This window comes from Subtercola sp. Z020 (assembly GCF_002931235.1).
GTDB lineage: Bacteria > Actinomycetota > Actinomycetes > Actinomycetales > Microbacteriaceae > Subtercola.
Genome location: NZ_PSTT01000006.1, coordinates 1 through 19,649 on the forward strand (window position 1 = coordinate 1; position 19,649 = coordinate 19,649).

The window sequence follows — 19,649 nt, forward strand, 5'->3', positions numbered from 1 at the left end:
GGTTTGGGTCCAGTCGATGGTGTCGGGCGGGGTGAGGTGTGGAGCTCCGTTACGCATGGAAAGGATCCACCTCGACTTGTGCACATGTGAGTGGTGGAAGTGGCACAGCAGCGCACCGTTGTCGATGTCGGTGACACCACCGGGGTGGATGTCTGACAGCCATCCGTCGACGTGGTGGGATTCGCACCAGGAGGGTGGGGCATCGCAGCCTGGCCAGATGCATCCGCCGTCTCGGGCGGCGAGGGCACGGTTCTGCGCGGCGGTGAACAGCCGCTTCGTTTTACCGTGCTGGAGGATCTGGCCGTGCTGGCCGAAGAGGGTGGTGATGGTGTCGGCGTGACAGAGCAGCGTCTCGATGGTGGTGTGTGGGACGGGTTCGGTGAGTCCGTCGACCCAGCCGACACCACGCCCGGCGACGATGTCGTCGAGGGCTGCGTGCACGTTCACTGTGGGTGCTGCACCGTTGATGCGTGGCAGCGCGGGTAGCCCAGCAGCCATAGCAACGAGTTGAACGAGCGCGTCCGCGGTCTTCTGGCCGCGGGTGCGGGTGTCTTCGAACACCGGGTCAGGTGCGGTGTCCGGGTCGGGTGCGGTGGCGAAGTCGGGCGCGGTGAGGTGGCCGGTCGTGGTGGCGGCGCGGGAAGAGGCGGAGTCGCCGGGTGACGCGGCGGGGCTCCCGGGTGACAGAGTCGGGTCGCCAGACGTCGGGGCGGAGTCGCCGGGTGGTGGAGTGGGGTCACCTGCCGGTGGAGTGGGGTCGCCGGCTGGTGGGGTGGGGTCGGTGAAAGCGACGACGCGGGGGCTCGTGAACGGCTCGAGGGCCGCCTTCAGGATCGCCGCCGACGACGGCGGGAGACAACCGGTGAGCTTCGTCATGCCCGAGCGGTGCGGAGAAAGAGTGAGGTAGCGGCGGTCGTGGAGGTCGGCCTCGCGCGGTTCCGCGCCGTCGGGGTCGAGGTGCTCACGGGCACGAAGCGCCAACGCATCGACGTCGTCCGCCGTGTACCCGAGACCGCCGATCGTCTGTTGCGCAAGCGACACCAGTTCGCCCTCGGCCTCCTCGAGAGCCTCGGTGAAACCCGTGCGGGTCGCGACATCGTGCAGGCGCTTCGTGATCGCTGCCGCCGCATCGACACCGATCGCACCGGTAGCGAGAGCATCCGCCACACGAGGGAACCGCGGCGGATTCGGCAGACCCGTCACCGAGAACGTCGTGTGCACCTGGGCTGCCAGACGCACACGCGATGCGGCCGTCGACACCGACACGCCCGTCACCGCCGCCAAGAACTTCGCCGGAGTCGCGAAGTTCTGCGACCGCGACAAACCCTCGTCGCCGTACGCGGCATCCGACCTGGCCGCCACCTCCCCAGCCATGGCAATACGCAACCCGTCGACGAGACGACCGACCGACTCGAGCTCCGCGAGAGCCGCCACCAACTCATCGTCGGCAAGCCCACCGGGCGCGGCAGCCAACCCGCCAACACCCCCGGCATCGCTCAAGCACTGCCGGGCATCCAGAAGCCCAGCGAGCAGAGAAGCGGCTGAAGTGGTCATGGCACAACCCAACCACCAACCACTGACATTGGCTCAACTTCGATGCGAGCCGGTAGCGTGAGGGCATGACGCAGCGCACGATCATCCGGAATGCCCACGTTGTGACCGTCGACGCGGCTGACCGGGAGCACAGCGACGGGTACGTGGTGATCGATGACGCGGTGATCGTGGCGGTGGGTGGCGGTCCGGTGCCGAACGAGTGGACCGATGAGCGCACGCGCGGTGCCGGTGGCGGCGGCCTCAACGGCGACAGCGCCCGTGCCAGCAGCAGCAGCAACAACAACAACAACGAAACCACCGTGATCGACGCGCGCGGGCACCTCGTCACGCCCGGCCTCATCAACACCCACCACCACCTCTACCAGTGGCTGACCAGGGGTTACGCGCAGGACGCGATCCTCTTCGACTGGCTGACGGCCCTCTACCCTCTGTGGTCGCGCATCGACGCCGAGCTCGTCGAAGCGGGGGCACTGGGCGCCATGGCGGTGGCGGCGCGCTCCGGGTGCTCGACCGTCGGCGACCACCACTATGTGTTCCCGAGCGGCGCGGGCGACATTCTCGGCGGCATCGTGAATGCCGCGCGCACATTGGGCGTGCGGCTGCACGCGACGCGCGGGTCGATGGATCTCGGGCAGAGCCGCGGCGGCCTCCCGCCCGACTTCGCGGTCGAGACGATCGATGCGATCCTGGCGGCGAGCGACCTGGCGATCGACAGGTATCACAACCCGAATGCTGGCGCGATGACGCAGGTGGCGCTCGCGCCCTGCTCCCCGTTCTCGGTGACCGCCGACCTGCTCAGGGAGTCCGCCGCGCTCGGCCGGGCGCGCGGGGTGCGGTTGCACACGCACGGCTCGGAGACGGTGGAGGAAGACGCCTTCTGCCTGGAGAAGTTCGGCAGGACGCCGACGCAGTACCTCGAAGACCTCGGCTGGCTCGGCGACGACGTGTGGATGGCGCACTGCGTGCACCTCGACGCGCACGCGATCGGCCGATTCGCGGCGACGGGTACCAGCGTCGCCCACTGCCCGTCGTCGAACGCGCGGCTTGCAGCGGGCATCGCGCCCGTGCCGGCGATGCTCGACGCGGGCGTGACGGTCGGCCTTGGCGTCGACGGGGCCGCGTCGAACGAGTCGGGCCAGCTCGGTTCCGAGATCCGCATGGCGGTTCTGATGAACCGGCTGGGGGCGGGCGCCGGCCGGATGACCGGTCGAACGGCGCTGCGTATGGCGACGATGGGCGGGGCGAAGACCCTCGGTCGCGGCGCCGAGATCGGCTCGCTCGAGGTCGGCAAGCTGGCGGATGTCGCGGTGTGGAAGGTCGACGGGGTCGAACACGCCGGCATCCTCGACCCCGTCGCGGCGCTCACGCTCGGCGCGCAGCCTCCGCTCGCGCTGCTGCTGGTGAACGGCGAGGCGGTGGTGCGTGACGGGGAGTTGACGCGGGTCGATGAGCGGGATGTCGCGCACGCGGTGGCACGGGCATCCGGAGCCCTGCGACTGCGCTAGCACGCCGGCCCGCCGAGCGGGCAGGCGTGCGGCGTGTGCGGCCAGGCGTGCGGCGGGCGGGCGCGCGGCGGACAGGCCAGCACCCGGGCAAACCATCACCCCGGCCCGCCCGCCGCACCCGGCGGCTACCGCCCGAGCGACCGCCCGGCCGAGCCGAGCTGCTCCGCAGCCTCGACGACGCGCGCCGCCATCGCCGTCTCGGCGGGCTTGCCCCACGAGCGCGGGTCGTACGCCTTCTTGTTGCCGAACCGACCGTCGATCTTCAGCACCTGGTCGTACTTCGAGATCATGTGACCCGCGATCGAGCGGGTGAACGCGTACTGCGTGTCGGTGTCGATGTTCATCTTCACGACGCCGTTCGCGACGGCGGCCGAGATGTCGGCTGCGCTCGACCCGGATCCCCCGTGGAAGACGAGGTCGAAGGGCTTGTCGCGGCCGACCTCGGCACCGATCACGCTCTGGATCTCGCCGAGGATCTCGGGGCGCAGGTTCACAGCGGCCGGGTTGTACACGCCGTGCACGTTGCCGAAGGTGAGGGCGGTCAGGTACCGGCCGTTCTCCCCCGAGCCGAGGGCCGCGACGGTGGCTCGGGCATCCTCGACCGTCGAGTAGAGCTTGTCGTCGATCTCGTTCTCGATGCCGTCTTCCTCGCCACCGACGACGCCCACCTCGATCTCGAGCAGGGTGTCGGCCTCGACCGACTCGTCGAGCAGGCGCTTCGCGATCTCGAGGTTCTCGTCGAGCGTGACGGCCGATCCGTCCCACATGTGCGACTGGTAGAGGGGGTCGAGCCCGCGCGCGCGGCGTTCGATGGAGTCGCGGATGAGCGGACGCACCCAGTCGTCGAGGTTCTCGACGGGGCAGTGGTCGGTGTGCAACGCCACGGTGACGCCGTACTGCGCCGCCACCTCGTGGGCGTAGAGCGCCAGCGCCTTGGATCCGATGGCGCGGTTCTGCACGTGGCTGCCCGAGAGGTAGAGCGCGGTGCCGAGGGAGACCTGGATGATGCCGTCGCTCTCCGCGTCGGCGAAGCCCTGCAGGGCCGCGTTCAGGGTCTGCGAGCTGGTCACGTTGATGGAGGGGTAGGCGAACCCGCTCTGCTTCGCGTGGTCGAGCATGGCCCGGTAGGCGTCGGGGGTGGCAGGCGGGTGGATGTCGCGGGCTCGGGCCGAGCGTCAGCCGAGCCCGCAGCCGCAGGAGTTGCGGTGCTGGAACGTAGTGGCGATCTTCACGCGCTGCGAGGGCGAGTCGTCTCCGTCGATGCGCCGGAGCAGCAGGTCGACGGCCGTCGTTCCCATCAGCTCGACGTCTTGGGCGATCGAGGTCAGACGGGGCTCGATGAGCTCCGACCAGTCGAAGTGGTCGTACGACACGAACGCGACGTCGGTCGGGATGGTCAGCCTGAGGTCCCTGAGCGCCTCGAGCGCGCCGATCGTCATCGAGTTGTTGAGGGCGACGAGCGCGGTCGGATGATCGGGCTGGGAGAACAGGCGTTTCACCTCGCGCTCGGCGTCATCCCTGTGGCCCTCACCGTTCAGCACCAGGGCGGGGTCGAACGGGATGCCGTTGGCCGCGAGTGCGTCGAGGTAACCCTGGAACCGCTCGGGTGACGACCCGATGCCCATCAGCCCGCGCAGCACCGCGACCCGCCTGTGGCCGAGCTCGATGAGGTGGTTGGTCAGCAGGAACGCCGAGTCGGTGTTCTCGGGGGTGATCTGGTCGCAGTCGAAGTCGAGGTTGCGGTCGATGAGCACAAAGGGTGTGCGCGTTGCGACGATCTGCGGGATGGTCGTGTGCTCGGAGTCGATCGCCGGCGTCACGAAGATTCCGTCGACGCGCCGGCTCAGCAGAGCGTCGATGATGCGGCGCTCCGTCGGCCCGTGGTCGTTGGAGTCGCCCACGATCAGCATGTAGCCCGCGTCGGAGAGTCTCTTCTCCATCGCGTTGACGATCGCCCCGAAGTACGGCGTCTGCAGGGCCGACGTGGCCAGCCCGACGGTGAAGGTCTTGCCGGCGGCCAGCGCCCGGGCGTTCAGATTGTTGCGGTAGCCGAGCTCCCGAACCGCAGCCTCGACCCGGGCACGGGTGGCCGCACTGACATGCCGGGTGTCGTTCAGAACGTGCGAGACCGTCGAGCCGGATACCCCGGCATGACGGGCGACATCGTCCATCGTTGACACTGTTCACGCTCCGTTGGGTTCCGCGGCGGGTGCGCGGCTGGGCCCAATCTAGTAAACATCACAATTTGATACAAGCGCTTGCGCAAGCGCTTGTCTTGCTCGTATGGTGATGCGACGGGCAGAGGCGCCCGACAATCACAGGCCAAAGGAGTCCCCAGATGTTCAATCGCAACAAAGCCCGATCGCTTCGCATCGGAGCTGTGCTGCTCGCAGGTTCCGTCGCTTTCACCCTCGCAGGGTGCTCGGGGTCGTCGTCGGGCGGTTCGTCGGGTGGCTCGGGCGGCAACGTCAAGGTCGGCCTGATCACCAAGACCGACTCGAACCCGTACTTCGTCAAGCTGCGCGAGGCCGCGCAGGCCGAGGCAGACAAGAAGGGCGCCACGCTCGTCGCTCTCGCCGGTGCGTTCGACGGTGACAACGAGGGCCAGGTGGCCGCCATCGAGAACCTCGTCAGCCAGGGCGTCAAGGGCATTCTGATCACGCCCAACTCCTCCTCCGGCATCCTCACCGCCATCAAGTCGGCGCGCGACGCCGGCGTCGTCGTGATCGCACTCGACACGGCCACCGACCCCGAAGACGCCGTGGACGCGACCTATGCGACCGACAACAAGGCCGCGGGCGTCACGCAGGGCAAGTGGGTCAAGGCGACCCTCGGCTCGACCGCCCCCGCGCTCGTCATGCTCGACGGAACCCCCGGCGGCACCGTCGACACATTCCGCCACGACGGCTTCCTCGAAGGCTTCGGCACGACAGAGGGCTCCTCGGAGATCGTCGGCCAGGAGAACACGAACGGCGACCAGACCAAGGCCCAGACGGCCATGGAGAACCTGCTGCAGCGCGCACCCGGCGTGAACGCCCTCTACACGATCAACGAGCCCGCCGCAGCCGGCGCCTACGAGGCCATCAAGGCCGCGGGCAAGACCGACCAGGTGACGATCGGCTCGATCGACGGCAGCTGCACCGGTGTTGCGAACGTGAAGTCCGGCATCATCGGCGCGACCGTCATGCAGTTCCCGGCCAAGATGGCCGAACAGGGCGTCGACGCCGTCGTCACCTACGCCGCAGACGGCACCAAGCCCTCCGGCTTCAACGACACCGGTTCGCAGCTGATCACCGACAAGCCGGTCACGGGTCTCGACTCGAAGGACACCACCTGGGGCGCGGAGAACTGCTGGGGCTAGTCCGCAGGTAGTCCGCTTTTCCACAAACTGTCGGTTCGACCCGGGGCGGGTGAACATCCACCCGCCCCGGCTGCGCACGGAGGTGCATCCATGACTTCAACAACAGCTGGGTTGACCGGCCGGGATCTCTCCCGCGCCCGCGTCTCCCGAATTCTCCGCGAGCCACTCCTCGGCCCGCTCGCCGCCCTCATCGTGGCGATCATCATCTTCAGCGTCATCTCGCAGACCTTCCTGAACCCCTACAACCTCTCGCTGATCCTCCAGCAGTCGGTCGTGGTCGGTATTCTCGCGGTCGGCCAGACGCTCATCATTCTCACCTCGGGCATCGACCTGTCGATCGGCTCCGTCGCCGTGCTCGGCACGATCGTGATGGCCCAGGTCAGCGGCGGGGGCAACCCGATCCTGGCCCTCGGCGCGACCTTCGTGGTCTGTGTCGTGCTGGGCGCCGTGAACGGCGGGCTCGTCACGCTGCTGCGGTTGCCACCGTTCATCGTCACGCTCGGTACGTTCACGGCCATCCAGGCCGCCACCCGGCTGCTCGCCGGTTCGCAGACCTACCAGGTTCCGGATGGCGTGCTCACGTTCCTCGGAACCTCGTTCCGCATCGGCACCTTCGCCACGACCTACGGCGTCGTCGCGATGCTGTTCGTCTACCTCATCGTCTGGTACGCCCTCTCGCAGACCGCCTGGGGCAAGCACGTCTACGCCGTCGGTGGCAACGTCACGGCGTCGAAGCTCTCGGGCATCAAGTCGAACCGCACGCTGTTCTCCGTCTACCTCGTGACCGGCGTCATCGCCGCGATCGCCGCCTGGGCGGCTCTCGGGCGCATCCCGAACGCCGACCCCAACGCCTACCAGAACGCGAACCTCGAGACGATCACCGCCGTGGTGATCGGCGGTACCAGCCTCTTCGGTGGCCGGGGAAGCGTCATCGGTACCCTCATCGGTACCCTCATCGTCGGGGTTCTGCGCAACGGTCTCACCCAGGCCGGTGTCGACAGTCTCTACCAGAACATCGCTACCGGAATCCTGGTCATCGTGGCCGTGACGGTCGACCAGTTCGCTCGGAGGAGATCAGCATGACAACCACAACAGCGACACCCGTTCTGCAGGCCCGGGGCCTGGTCAAGAAATACGGCAACGTCACGGCGATCAACGGCGCCGACTTCGACCTCTACCCGGGCGAAGTGCTCGCGGTGGTCGGTGACAACGGCGCCGGCAAGTCGAGCCTCATCAAGGCGCTGGCCGGGGCCCTCATCCCCGACCAGGGCGAGATTCTGATGAACGGCGAGAAGATGAACTTCCGGAACACCCGGGATGCTCGTGCCGCCGGGATCGAGACCGTCTACCAGGACCTCGCCGTGATCCCCGCGCTCGACATCGCCACCAACGTCTTCCTGGGGCGCGAAGTTCGACGCAAGGGCATCATGGGCAGCGTCTTCCGCCGCCTCGACATGCCCCGCATGCGCAGCGAGGCCTCCGGGCACCTCGCCGACCTGAAGATCGGCATCAAGTCGGTCAACCAGGCCGTCGAGACGCTCTCGGGCGGCCAGCGCCAGGGCGTGGCCGTGGTGCGCGCTGCGGCGTTCGGTCGCGGCGTCATCATCATGGACGAGCCGACCGCTGCCCTCGGGGTGAAGGAGTCGGGGCAGGTCATCGACCTGATCCGCTCGATCCGCGACCGCGGCATCCCCGTCGTGCTCATCAGCCACGACATGCCCCACGTGTTCGAGGTCTCCGACCGCATCCACGTGCACCGTCTCGGCCAGCGCGCCGGGGTCATCGATCCCCGCGAGCGTTCCATGTCGGAGGTCGTGGCGCTGATGACCGGCGCCGAGCGCCCCTCCGAGGCGGAACAAGCCGGCGGTGTTCGCTGACCGAACGCCCCACGGCGTCTTCGTCGGGCTCGCAACGCTCGATGTCGTGCACCGTGTGGCCGCGAACCCCGGTTCGAACCAGAAGATCACGGCCACATCCCAGTCCGTGGCCGCCGGAGGTCCCGCAGCGAACGCTGCGGTGACCTTCGCCGGCCTCGGCGGGCGGGCCACGCTGGTCACCGCGCTCGGCGACGACCCGGTGGCCGACCTGATCCGCACCGACCTCGCCACCTACCGCGTGCAGGTGGTCGACATCGATCCGCACCGTCGCACGCCCGCTCCGGTCTCGGCCGTCGCCGTCACGGAGTCGACGGGTGATCGCACGGTCGTCTCGATCGACGCCGTGGGCGACGAGGTCGCTCCGCCCTCCCCCGCCGCTCTCGCGGAGGTGCTGCAGGGCGCCGACGTGGTGCTGATCGACGGGCACCACCCGCGGCTCGCCGTGGCTTCGGCCGAGGCGGCCCAGGCCGCCGGCATCCCGGTCGTCGTCGACGCCGGGCGGTGGAAGCCCGTGATGGCCGACCTCATCCCGTTCACCTCGGCGATGATCTGTTCGAACGACTTCCGCACGCCGTCTGCCGGGGATTCGGATGCCACGGCAGCCGCCCTCGTCGACGCCGGGGTCGAGACCGTTGCCACAACCCACGGCGACGGTGACGTGCTGTGGTGGACGGGCGGCGAGCTCGGTGCCGTGCCGGTGCCGCGCATCCGAGCCGTCGACACGCTCGGTGCCGGAGACGTGTTCCACGGCGCATACGCTTACTTCCAGTGCGATCCGGCCTCCTCCCTGGCGACCCGTCTCGGGGAGGCGGCCCGCATCGCTGCCCTCCGGTGCTCCATCGCCGGCCCGCGGGCCTGGCTCGCCGAGCTGCCGCGCCGGAGCGCTGACGCACCGCCCCTCCCTAACTTCGAGAGAGACCCCCGATGACCGAACTGCACGCCGAGGAACTCCGCCTCGAAGACCTTCTCAGCCAGGCCAGGGATCTCGCCTCGACCGGTCGACGCCACGTGCTCGGCTTCACCGGCGCCCCCGGGGCCGGCAAATCGACCGTCGCCGAGCAGGTCGTCGAGGCCCTCGGGCCCGAGCTCGCCGTTCTCGTGCCGATGGACGGCTTCCACCTCGCCAACGAGGTGCTGCTCGCCCTCGGCCGGCGCGACCGCAAGGGCGCCCACGACACCTTCGATGCCGCAGGCTACGCCGCGCTGATGCAGCGCATCCGGGCGCAGGAGACGACGACGCTCACGGGAGACGACGCGATCGTCTACGCCCCACGTTTCGCCCGCGAGCTCGAGGAGCCGATCGGGTCGTCGCTGCCCATCCGGCCCGAGACCCCGCTGATCGTCACCGAGGGCAACTACCTGCTGCTCGAGACCGGCTCGTGGCCGGCCGCGCGGGCCGTCATCGACCAGGTGTGGTTCCTCGCCCCGCACGAGAAGGTGCGCCACGAACGGTTGGTGCGGCGCCACGAGGCCTACGGCAAGAGCCACGACGAGGCAGAGCTCTGGGCGCTCGGCAGCGACCAGCGGAACGCCGAACTGATCGAGTCGACGGCCGGCCGCGCCGACCGGGTGCTGAGGCTGCTGTGAGCGCTCCGGTTCTGCCCACCGGGCGCCAGTACGAGATCAGCGCCCAGACCTCCTTCGGTCACGCCGTCGTCACCATCACCGAAGTCGCGGCATCCCTTCGCGCCTTCACCGTCGACGGGGTCGACATCGTGCAGCGCTATCCCCGGGACGCACCGCCCTCCCGTGGCGCCGGCATCATCATGTCGCCCTGGCCGAACCGCGTCGACGGGGGCCGGTGGGTCTACGAGGGCGAACAGCATCAGCTCGACATCACCGACACCGAGTTCGAAAACGCCTCGCACGGCCTGCTGAAGAACACGGCGTACCGGATGCTCGACCGCAGCGATTCGTCGATCACGCTCGGCGCGACGATCTTCGCCCACCCCGGCTACCCCTTCGTCGTCGACACGACCGTGACGTACGCCCTCGGCGACGGCGGACTCGAGGTGAGCCACACCTTCACCAACACCGGCGGCCTGCGGGCGCCGGTCGCGGTCGGTTCGCACGCCTACTTCAAACTCGGCGACGTGCCCGTGCACTCGCTCGTGCTGAGCTGCGCGGCCGAGACCGTGTACGAGAACGATGCCCGCAAGCTGCCGGTCGGCACGGTACCCGTCTCGGGCGCCTTCGACCTGCGGAGCGGGCTGCCGGTCGGCGAGGTGGAGCTCGACGACTGCTTCACCGACCTCGACCGGGCAACGCCCGACGGTCGCTGGTACGCCACGCTGACGGCTCCGGATGCCCGTTCCGTCAGCGTCTGGGGCGACGAGGCCTTCGGGCACATCGTGATCTGCACGACCGACGTCTTTCTCGATGAGAACCGCGAGCTGGTCGACGCGATCGCCCTCGAGCCGCAGACGGCAGCGGTCAATGCGCTGAACACCGGCATCGGCCTGACCTGGCTGCAGCCCGGCGAGAGCTGGAGTGCCACGTGGGGCGTCACCGCGTCGCTGTGACGCCCCACCTGGCCGGCTCAGGCGTTCTACGACGCCGCAGCGGTCTCGGTTGCTTCGCGTGCCGCAGCGACGACCCGCTCCACGGTCATGCCGCGCGCGACCAGTGCCTCGTCGCCCGGCGCCGAGAGCCCGAAGACGTCGATGCCCACGATGCGCCCGCCGGGGCCGGCGATGTCGTGCCAGCCGAAGCTCGCGGCTGCCTCGACGACGACCCGCGCGGTGAGGGCGGCGGGGAGCACGGACTCGCGGTACTCCGGGCCCTGCGCCTCGAACCATTCACGGCAGGGCATCGAGACGACCCGAACGGAGGTCTGCTCCGGGTCGAGCTCTGCCGCGGCGGCCAGTGCCAGGGCGACCTCACTGCCGGTCGCGATGAGGAGGGTTCGGGCATCCGGAACCTCACGAACGACATACGCCCCACGGCTGACGCCGTCGAGCACGTTGGCCCACGGGGTGTCGGCGGTGGCGATGGGCTGGCGGCCGAGCACGATGCCGGCGGGGCCGCGGTTCTGCAGCACGGTGAGCCAGCTCGCCGCGGTCTCGGCGGCGTCTGCCGGGCGCACCACGGCGAAGTCGGGCATCGCCCGCAGGCTCGCGAGGTGCTCGATCGGCTGGTGGGTGGGGCCGTCGCTGCCGAGCGCGACGGAATCGTGCGACCAGAGGTAGATGACGGGCAGCTTCATCAGGGCCGCCAGGCGCACCGTCTGGCGGTGGTAGTCGCTGAAGACGAGGAACGTGCCCGCGAAGAACCGCGATCCGTCGACCAGCGAGATGCCGTTCATGGCGGCGCCCATCGCGTGCTCGCGCACGCCCCAGTGAACGTTCCGGCCGGCGCGACCCGAGCTCTCGGTCTCTTCGGGGAGGAACGAGCGCCCGCCCTCGATCGTCGTGCGGTTCGGCTCGGCGAGGTCGGCCGAGCCGCCCCACAACTCGGGCAGCACCTTGGCGAGCTCCTGGATGACGAGGCCCGAGGCGGCGCGGGTGGCCATCGTCTCGCCCGGCTCGAAGACGGGCAGGGCGTCGGCGAGCCCGTCGGGCAGGGCGCCGGAGCGCACCCGCGCCCAGTCGGCAGCCCGCTCGGGGTTCGTGCTGGTGTAGGCGTCGAGGCGGCTGTTCCAGTCGGCCACGAGTTCCTCGCCGCGCGCCTGGGCGCCGCGGGTGAACTGCAGCACCTCGTCGTCGACCTCGAACGGGGCGGCCGTCGAGCCGAGCACGGCGCGGGTGGCCTCCGCCTCGACCTCGCCGAGAGGCGAACCGTGCGCGGCAGAGGTGTTGCGGGCGTGCGGCGCCGGCCACGCGATCACGGACTTCAGGATGATCAGACTGGGCTCTCCGCGATGCGCGGCGGCCGCAGCGAGCTCGGTGTCGAGGCGGGCGGTGTCGACCTCGCCCGACTCGGCGAGCGGCACGGTGACGACGTTCCAGCCCTGGGCGCGGAAGCGGGCGGCCGTGTCCTCGCTGGTCACCAGCGTCGCGTTGCCCTCGATCTGCACATCGTTGTCGTCGAAGATCACCACGAGGTTGTCGAGGCGGTGACGCCCGGCCAGCGCACCCGCCTCGTAGGAGATGCCCTCCTGCATGTCGCCGTCGGAGCAGAGCACCCAGATGGTGCGGTCGAAGATCGAGTCGGTGCTCTCGACGGCGCGAGGCGCGGCGTCGCTCGACTCCTCGGTCTCGGCCTCGAGGCGTTCGGCGGCCAGGCTGCGCGCGTCGGCGGCCGGCTCGTAGAGCGCCTTCTCGTGCTTCATGGCCATCGCCATGCCGACAGCGGTGGCGAAGCCCTGGCCGAGCGGTCCTGTCGTCGTCTCGACACCAGCCGTGTGACGGTACTCCGGATGCCCCGGCAGCAGCGATTCGTGAGCCCGGAACGACCTGAGATCGTCGATGTCGAGGCCGTAGCCGGTGAGGAAGAGCTGCGTGTAGAGCAGGATGCTCGCGTGCCCGCAGGAGAGCACGAAACGGTCGCGGCCCACCCAGTCGGGCTGGGTCGGCGAGTGCCGCAGGTGCTTCTGGAAGATGAGGTGCGCGACGGGGGCGAGCGCGATGGCGGTGCCGGGGTGGCCCGAGCCGGCACGCTCGACGGAATCCATGGCGAGCAGGCGGGCCGTGGTGATGGCGCGATGGTCGAGGTCGGTGAGGCTGTGGGCTGTGGTGCTGTCGTCTGTCGTGTGCTGGTCTGTCACGGTGTCTCCGCTTCGTCGGGGATGGTTTCTTCGACGCTACGGAGCCCGGCCGGTCGTCATAGTCGAATGAGACGAGTGCGGCCGTGACCGGGGCGAACGCTGCGAAGTACGTCGCCGTGCGCGAGCAACTGCGCGCGCGGGTCGACACCCTGCCGGCGGGGTCGGTGCTCCCGGCCGAACCGGCGCTCTGCGCGGAGTACGGGGTCAGCCGCATCACCCTGCGGCATGCGGTCGACGACCTGGTCTTCGAGCGGTACCTCTCCCGCCGGCACGGCCTGGGCACGTTCGTGCTCGCGTCGCAGCAGCGCAACCGCTACCGGGAACGGTTCGCCGACGTCATCTCCGGGTTCTACGCGCGGCAGACGGCCGAAGGGAACACGGTCACGACCCGCGTTCTCGAGCAGCGCCTGCTCCCGGTCGAAGCATCCCTCGCCGACGAGGCCGCTGCCGCCGCGCTGCGGCTGTCGCCGGGCGATGCTGTTCTGCTGCTCGCCCGGCTGCGGTTCGTGAACGGTACGCTCCACCACGTGGTCGAAACAGTCATCCCCGCGAAACGCTTCGCCCGGGCATCCGGCCACGACTTCGGCGAGGGCTCCCTCTACGGCCACCTCGTCGACGACTACGGCGTGGCCCTCGGGCGGAACGACCTCGTCGTCTCTGTGCAGCCGGCTCCGCCGCATGTCGCGGAGGTGCTCGGGGTCGTCATCGGCGAGAAGCTGCTGCGGGTCGTGTCGACGATGTTCGACAGCGACGACACGGCGGTGGCGCACGGGGTGACGCACTTCACGCCGGCGAACGGTGCCGTGTCGTTCGGGCTGCGCCCGTGAGCGGGGGCCGGGGTGCCGCCGGTGGCGGTCGCGGTGGTGGCGACGCCGATGCAGCTCAGGGCGGCCCCGGGGGCCGGGGTCGTGACGGCCGCGATGCTCCTCGCGGGGCCGGGGGCCGCATCCCGCGCACCGCCTGGCCACGGCTGGCCGTGCTGACGGCCGCCACGTTCGCCGCCATCACCACCGAGATCATGCCCGTCGGGCTGCTGCGACCGATGAGCGAGTCGTTCGGCGTCGACGAGGCGACGGTCGGGCTGCTGGTGTCGGTGTACGCGCTGGCCGTCACCGTGCTGGCCCTTCCGGTGACGCTCGCGACGACCCGGATGCCGCGAAAGCGCCTGCTCGTCGGCACCCTCGTCGCGTACGCAGCCAGCAACCTCGTGATCGCGCTCGCGCCCACGTTCGCGCTCGCCGCCGTCGGACGCGGGATCGGCGGCCTCGCCCACGCCGTCTTCTTCTCGGTGGTGACGTCGTACGCCTCGGAGCTGGTTCCGCACCACCTCGTCGGCAGGGCGCTGGCGATCGTCTACGCCGGAACCGCGGTCGGCAGCATCCTGGGCCTGCCCCTCGCCACCACGATCGGTACGACCTTCGGCTGGCCCGTCGCGTTCCTGGCGGTCGCGGGGGTGACCGTGCTGCTCGCCGCACTGGCCCTCGCGCTGCCGTCGGTGGCCGGGTCTCCGGCGCAGGTGGGCATCTCGCTTCGCACCTGGTGGCGGCGCGGGCTGATGACCGTGGCGTCGGCGAACGGGATGCTCTACCTCGGGCACTTCGCGCTCTACACGTTCATCACGCCGCTGCTGCTCACGGTGGGAGTGTCGCTCGGCGCGGTGGGGCCTGCCCTGCTGCTGTTCGGGGTCGCCGGCATCGTCGGACTCTGGATCTCGGGCGCCTTCGTCGACAGGCGCCCGCGCAGGCTCATGCTGGCGCTCACCGCTCTGCTGCTGCTCGCGCTGGTGGCCCTCGCCGTTCTCGTGCCGAGCGGATCGCTGGTGGGCGTTCTGGTGGCGTGCTGCGTCTGGACGCTCACCCTCGGAGCGCTGCCGTCCCTGTTCATGACGGCGGCCGTTCGCACCGGGGGCGCGCCACCCGACATCGTCGGCGCCCTCATCAACATGTTCTCGAACATCGGCATCTCGGCCGGCGCTGCGGTCGGCGGCCTGGTGTTCACCGCCGCCGGCATCGGCGCGCTGCCGGTCTTCGCACTGGTGCTTGTGGCCGCGAGCCTCGCGCTGATGCTGGTCGCCCGCCGCCGCGCGTTCCCGCCCGGCGCCCCGCGCCCGCCCGCTGCGCTGTAACAGGAGGTCCCCCGGAGGCCCCGCCGCCGTAACCGCCACGGGTCCCCCGGGCGTCGCGGGTTGACCCCGGGCGTCGGGCCTCGGCACGCTGGGGCTGCGAGCGCCGGGGGTTCTGGGTTCTCGCTGCGCGATCAGGTGCGGTCGAGTACCGCCCAACCGTGCGGGGGGACCGCCGCCCGAGTGCCGCTGAGGGTGGCGTGGCCCGCCACGAGGGTGTGCTCGACGGGAAGCTCCTGCCCCGCCTCCGCGTCGGCCAGGTTCAGCAGCACGACGAGACGGCCGCCACCTGCGGAGTGGTCGCCTGAACCCGCGCCGCCGTCGGCGCCCGATCCGCCCGGGGCCTGCTGCGCGGCATCCTGGGCGGCGAACACTTCGTAGGCGAAGAACTCGTTCGTGAGGGTGAGGTTGCGGGTGCGGGCGGAGTGCAGCCACGGGTGCCTGCGGCGAAGCCCGATGAGCTCCTGGTGCAGGTGGTAGGTGGCCCACCCCTCGGCGGGCAGATCTGCCGGGCCACCGACGGGGAACTCGGGACGCACCGCGTCGTCGCCACCCTCGCGCTCCTCCTTGGCGGCGCGCATCCCCTGCTCGTCTCCGTAGTAGAGCGTCGGGGTGCCACCCGTCGTCAGCAGTGCGACGAGCGCGTGGGCGCGGTGGCGCTCGTCGGCGATCGCCGTGGCGAGCCGCGTCACGTCGTGGTTGCCGACGAAGGTCACGGGAGCGAAGTGCTCGAGAAAATCGTTGTGCCGTTCGAGGGCGGCCGACAGCTCCCAGAAGTTCGCATCGGAGATCGAGCTCCAGAGCGCCTTCCACAGCTCGTACTGCGTGACGGAGTCGAGCCCCGATTCCGACACGATCGACACGTAGTCCCCGTGGATCACCTCACCGAACACGTAGGCCTGCGGATGACCGCTCCGAACCTGCGGCAGCACCTGCGACCAGAACGCCGGCGGAACCGCATAGGCGGCGTCGAGCCGCCAGGCGTCGGCACCCCGGTCGAGCCAGTGGTTCATGACATCGGCCACGAAGGAGGCGACCGCCGGCTCGTCGTGGTTCAGCAGCACGAGGGCGTCGTGGCCCTCGAAGTTCGCGAAGGCCTGCTGCGAGGGATCGGCGGGAGTCTCCCCCACCGGCCGGAACAGCCGGAAGTCGTTCGACGATGCACCCTCCGCCAGCGCTCGCTGGAAGGGGCCGAACGCGCGGCCCACATGGTTGAAGACACCGTCGAGGATCACGCGGAGCCCCCGATCGTGCGCCTCGCGAATGAGGCGGTCGAAGCTGTCTTCGCCACTGCCCTCGCCCTGGCCACCATCCAGCCGGGGGTCGAGGCGGAAGTAGTCCACGGTGTCGTAACCGTGGGTCTGCGATGCGAAGATCGGCCCGAGAAGGAGGCCCGAGACACCGAGCTCGACGGCGTAGTCGAGCCACGGGATCAGGCGATCGAGCGAGTGACTGCCGTCTGCGCCACCGTCTGCCGCGGCATCCTGAGCCTGCCGGGAGACCGGGGCACCCGTGAAGCCGAGCGGATAGACCTGCCACAGGATGGCGTGCTGCACCCAGTCGGGCTCACCGCGAGCCGGCTCACGAAGTTCAGACTTAGCGCGACCCGTATCGCCGCGACCTGCCTCAGCGCGACCCGCATCGCCGCTCACAGGCTCGCCACGTCGATCAGCACCTTGCCGACCGCCCCACCCTCGACGGCGGCGTGCGCGTCGGCGGTGTCGGCCAGCGTGAAGCGGGTGAGCGGCAGACCGCTCTCGTCGCCCACATCGAGCGCACCGGCTGCCGCAGCAGCCGTCACGGCGGCCACGGCATTGCCTTTCTCCACTTCGCTCGTCGTGTAGGTCAGCACGAACTGCACGCGCACGTTCTTCGTCATACTGGCCCGGGCCGGGATGGGCACCTCGTCGGGCTCGCCCGAGACGTAGATGGCGATGGTTCCGCCGCGGGCGATCACCGCGATGTCGTCGGCGATGTTCTGCAGCGGGTTCACCTCGACGACGACCTCGACGCCGTGCGGCGCGAGCTGCTGAACGCGCTCGACCACGTCTTCGGAGCGGTAGTTCACCACGTGCTGGGCACCCGCTGCGGCCGCGAGCGCCGCCTTCTCCGGGCTGCTCACGGTCGTGATGACCGTGGCGCCGGCCCAGACGGCGAGCTGGATGGCGGCGTGGCCGACGGCCCCCGCGCCTCCGGCGACGAGAACCGTCGTTCCCACCAGCGAGCCGGGCGACAGCCGGGCCGGGCCCGCTTCACGTGCGGTGAGGGCGCGGTGCGCCGTCAGGGCGGGGATTCCGAGCGAGGCGCCGATGTCGAACGAGACGCCATCGGGCAGCGGGTTGACGAGATGATCGGGCAGCACGGTGTACTCGGCGGCGGTGCCCGTGGGTCGCTGGAATGCGGCATCCCGAACCCACACGCGGTCGCCGATCGCGAAACGGGTGACGCCGAGCCCGATGTCGTCGACGACACCGGCCCCGTCTTGGTTGGGCACCTGCTCGGGGTCGACCTCGGTCGACTCCCCCGCGTTCGCGGTGGCGCCTGCCCTCGACTTCCAGTCAGTGGGGTTGACGCCCGAGACGGCGATGCGAACGCGCACCTCGCCGGCCTCGACGAGGGGAACCTCGCGGTCGACGAGCTGCAGAACGTCGGGCCCGCCCGTGCGGGAGTAGACAACGGCTTTCATGGGACTGCCTTTCGGATCAGACCCCAGCCTGCCAGCGTTCCGCCCGCGCTGCTCGCCCTTGCGACCGATCTGTGGAACGTCTACGCACAGTCGCGGTTGGGGAGGAGAAGACACCCCGCGCCGCCGAGACGGCAAGCACGCGAAACGTCAGCGTTTTCCGCCGAACTTGCGGCGCCGCGCCTGGGCGGCATTCGCGGCATCGGACTGCTTCTTCTTGCGCGGCGTCGAGGTGGCCGGCTTCTTCACACCGGCTCGCTTCGCCGACGCCGCCTCGGCCTCGGCCGCCGCCCGCGCCTTCGCTTTCGCCTTGGCGACGGGTCCGATCTTCTTCGGCCGGGCATCCGGAGCAGCCTGTTCGCCGCCCGGGGCCGACGCGGCCCGCGAACTCGCCGCAGAGCGTCCCCGCACGATGCCGACGAACTCCTCGATGTCGGCCGTCGTGTTCTCCGCGAGCCAGGCGAGAGCGATCTGGGTCTCGGCGACATCTGTCACGGGCCGATACACAATGTCTTTTCGACTGTGAAGCCGAGCGATCGATTGCGGCACGATCAGAATGCCCACTCCCGCTGCGACCTGCTCGACGGCGTCTTCAAGGCTCCGGATGCCGAGCAGCGGCCTGCGGGAACCATCCCCGATCTCAGCGGCGGCATCCCGCCACTCGGGCACGTCGTCGGGCTCCTGCAGCAGGTGCTCGTCGGCGAGATCGGCGACGGTGACCGACTCGAACACCGACGCGGGGTGGTCTTTGGGCACGATGACGACCTGCACCTCGGAATAGAGAGGTATGACGCTGAGCCCGCTCTGGTCGACCGGCAGGCGCACGAAGCTGACGTCGGCAGCAGTGGGGTCGCCGTGCAGCACCCCGACCTGCTCGCCGGGTTCGGCGCGGAACACCGCGAGAGGGGTCTCGGGGCGACGTTCGGCCCAGAGCCGCGTCCACTTCGTCACTGTGACGCCGATTGCGAAAGCGATCGAGAAGGGGTGGATGCCCGGCTCGGCGGGTTCGGGCCCCTCACCGTCGGCTCGCAGCGCGGCGTCGGTGGCGGCATCCAGAACCGACGACGACGGATGCGCGTCGGCGGCATCGAGCGGCTCTGCAGCGGCATCGCCGGAGTGGGTGTCTGTCATGGTCACGCCCCGATCATCCGCCAGCAAACACTGGTCAGGATACGCTGGCCTCATGACGCCCGCGAAATCAACCCAGACCATGAAGCCCGCCACCGCCGCGAAGAAGCTGGGAATCTACCTCCCCGCCGCGCCGGCGGAGTTTCAGGAGGGCGATGTGACGCGCGCCGAGCTGAACGCGCTGCTCGAGACGCCACCGGAGTGGCTGGTCGAGCTGCGGGCGAACGGCCCGTTCCCGCGGCAGGAGGTCGCCCGCAAGCTCGGCGTCTCGATCTCGGGGCTGACCCGTGCAGGGATCGACGAGGCGTTCACGACCCCCGAGATCAAGGCGCTGCTCGAGGCTCCGCCGGAGTGGCTGGTCGTCGAGCGGGCGCGGCAGGCGGGCGTGATGGATGAGAACGCGCGCATCAAGACGGAGCGGGCCGAGAAGGCTGCGCAGAAGGAGCGGGCCGAGCGGCACGCGCGGACGAACCCGAACTCGATCGCGCCGAAGCCGCGCTGAGCGGCGCCGGGCCGCGGTCTGCCGCGCTGAGCGGGGCCGGCCGCGCTGGGCGGCGCTGGGCCGCGCGCCGGCTGGCGCCCGCCCGCGGTTCCCCCACCCGGACACTCCTCAGGGCAACCGACGCTGTATTCGCGCCGGATCGGCTGAGGGGTGTCCGGGTGGGGGAACCGCGGGCGGGCGCCAGCCGGCGCGCGGCCCAGCGCCGCCCAGCG

Annotated in this window: 17 protein-coding genes; 10 read left to right on the forward strand and 7 right to left on the reverse strand. The window is 70.1% G+C overall.

The features are described 5' to 3' along the window. Positions 1–1,554, reverse strand: a 1,554-nt coding sequence (locus tag C5B96_RS00480) for an HNH endonuclease signature motif containing protein (RefSeq protein WP_146078048.1), incomplete at its 3' end; no start/stop codon positions are given. Between the two features lie 65 nt (positions 1,555–1,619). On the opposite strand from C5B96_RS00480, the gene C5B96_RS00485 reads away from it, so the two are divergent. Then, positions 1,620–3,059 carry an 8-oxoguanine deaminase gene (locus tag C5B96_RS00485; protein WP_104241869.1) on the forward strand — a complete coding sequence of 480 codons (1,440 nt, stop codon included), beginning with the start codon at positions 1,620–1,622 and terminating at the stop codon, positions 3,057–3,059. A gap of 125 nt (positions 3,060–3,184) precedes the next feature. On the opposite strand, the gene fbaA is transcribed toward C5B96_RS00485, so the two are convergent. Both fbaA and C5B96_RS00495 read right to left on the reverse strand, forming a co-directional pair. Further along, the gene (gene fbaA, locus C5B96_RS00490) at positions 3,185–4,213 is read right to left on the reverse strand and encodes a class II fructose-bisphosphate aldolase (protein WP_255414673.1); all 1,029 of its coding nucleotides are present in this window, start codon (positions 4,211–4,213) and stop codon (positions 3,185–3,187) included. 21 nt (positions 4,214–4,234) lie between these two features. Next, entirely contained in the window at positions 4,235–5,230 is a 996-nt protein-coding gene (locus C5B96_RS00495) for a LacI family DNA-binding transcriptional regulator (protein ID WP_233188903.1), read from the reverse strand. A 167-nt stretch (positions 5,231–5,397) separates the two neighbouring features. On the opposite strand from C5B96_RS00495, the gene C5B96_RS00500 reads away from it, so the two are divergent. The 6 genes from C5B96_RS00500 to C5B96_RS00525 all read left to right on the forward strand — a co-directional run bounded on the left by C5B96_RS00500 (position 5,398) and on the right by C5B96_RS00525 (position 10,819). Then, positions 5,398–6,420, forward strand: coding sequence for a substrate-binding domain-containing protein (locus C5B96_RS00500; protein WP_104241874.1), 1,023 nt, complete (start codon positions 5,398–5,400; stop codon positions 6,418–6,420). A gap of 90 nt (positions 6,421–6,510) precedes the next feature. Further along, the gene (locus tag C5B96_RS00505; RefSeq protein ID WP_104241876.1) at positions 6,511–7,503 is read left to right on the forward strand and encodes an ABC transporter permease; all 993 of its coding nucleotides are present in this window, start codon (positions 6,511–6,513) and stop codon (positions 7,501–7,503) included. After that, positions 7,500–8,297 (forward strand): ATP-binding cassette domain-containing protein, encoded by a 798-nt coding sequence (locus C5B96_RS00510; protein ID WP_104241878.1) that lies wholly within the window; start codon positions 7,500–7,502, stop codon positions 8,295–8,297. Before C5B96_RS00505 ends, C5B96_RS00510 begins: the two co-directional genes overlap by 4 nt. Beyond that, positions 8,287–9,225, forward strand: coding sequence for a PfkB family carbohydrate kinase (locus C5B96_RS00515; RefSeq protein WP_104241880.1), 939 nt, complete (start codon positions 8,287–8,289; stop codon positions 9,223–9,225). Before C5B96_RS00510 ends, C5B96_RS00515 begins: the two co-directional genes overlap by 11 nt. Then, positions 9,222–9,884 (forward strand): nucleoside/nucleotide kinase family protein, encoded by a 663-nt coding sequence (locus C5B96_RS00520; RefSeq protein ID WP_104241882.1) that lies wholly within the window; start codon positions 9,222–9,224, stop codon positions 9,882–9,884. Before C5B96_RS00515 ends, C5B96_RS00520 begins: the two co-directional genes overlap by 4 nt. After that, positions 9,881–10,819 carry an aldose 1-epimerase family protein gene (locus C5B96_RS00525; RefSeq protein WP_158507088.1) on the forward strand — a complete coding sequence of 313 codons (939 nt, stop codon included), beginning with the start codon at positions 9,881–9,883 and terminating at the stop codon, positions 10,817–10,819. The genes C5B96_RS00520 and C5B96_RS00525 overlap by 4 nt, the downstream gene beginning before the upstream one ends. A 26-nt stretch (positions 10,820–10,845) precedes the next feature. On the opposite strand, the gene C5B96_RS00530 is transcribed toward C5B96_RS00525, so the two are convergent. After that, on the reverse strand, positions 10,846–13,002 hold the full coding sequence (locus C5B96_RS00530) for a transketolase (RefSeq protein WP_104241886.1): 2,157 nt from the start codon (positions 13,000–13,002) through the stop codon (positions 10,846–10,848). A gap of 83 nt (positions 13,003–13,085) precedes the next feature. Between C5B96_RS00530 and C5B96_RS00535 the strand changes: the two genes are divergently transcribed. Both C5B96_RS00535 and C5B96_RS00540 read left to right on the forward strand, forming a co-directional pair. Then, positions 13,086–13,829, forward strand: a complete 744-nt coding sequence (locus C5B96_RS00535; protein WP_104241888.1) for a GntR family transcriptional regulator — start codon at positions 13,086–13,088, stop codon at positions 13,827–13,829. Then, positions 13,826–15,127 carry an MFS transporter gene (locus C5B96_RS00540; RefSeq protein ID WP_146078049.1) on the forward strand — a complete coding sequence of 434 codons (1,302 nt, stop codon included), beginning with the start codon at positions 13,826–13,828 and terminating at the stop codon, positions 15,125–15,127. Before C5B96_RS00535 ends, C5B96_RS00540 begins: the two co-directional genes overlap by 4 nt. A 131-nt stretch (positions 15,128–15,258) precedes the next feature. Here the strand turns inward: C5B96_RS00540 and C5B96_RS00545 are convergent, their stop codons facing one another. From C5B96_RS00545 to C5B96_RS00555, 3 genes are all read right to left on the reverse strand, one after another. Next, on the reverse strand, positions 15,259–16,680 hold the full coding sequence (locus tag C5B96_RS00545) for an alpha-amylase family protein (RefSeq protein WP_104241892.1): 1,422 nt from the start codon (positions 16,678–16,680) through the stop codon (positions 15,259–15,261). A 92-nt stretch (positions 16,681–16,772) separates the two neighbouring features. Further along, positions 16,773–17,810, reverse strand: a complete 1,038-nt coding sequence (locus C5B96_RS00550) for an NADPH:quinone reductase (protein ID WP_104241894.1) — start codon at positions 17,808–17,810, stop codon at positions 16,773–16,775. A gap of 147 nt (positions 17,811–17,957) precedes the next feature. Further along, positions 17,958–18,938, reverse strand: a complete 981-nt coding sequence (locus C5B96_RS00555; RefSeq protein WP_104241899.1) for a LysR family substrate-binding domain-containing protein — start codon at positions 18,936–18,938, stop codon at positions 17,958–17,960. Between the two features lie 52 nt (positions 18,939–18,990). On the opposite strand from C5B96_RS00555, the gene C5B96_RS00560 reads away from it, so the two are divergent. Then, positions 18,991–19,437 carry a DUF5997 family protein gene (locus C5B96_RS00560; protein WP_104241896.1) on the forward strand — a complete coding sequence of 149 codons (447 nt, stop codon included), beginning with the start codon at positions 18,991–18,993 and terminating at the stop codon, positions 19,435–19,437. Positions 19,438–19,649 lie beyond the last annotated feature (212 nt).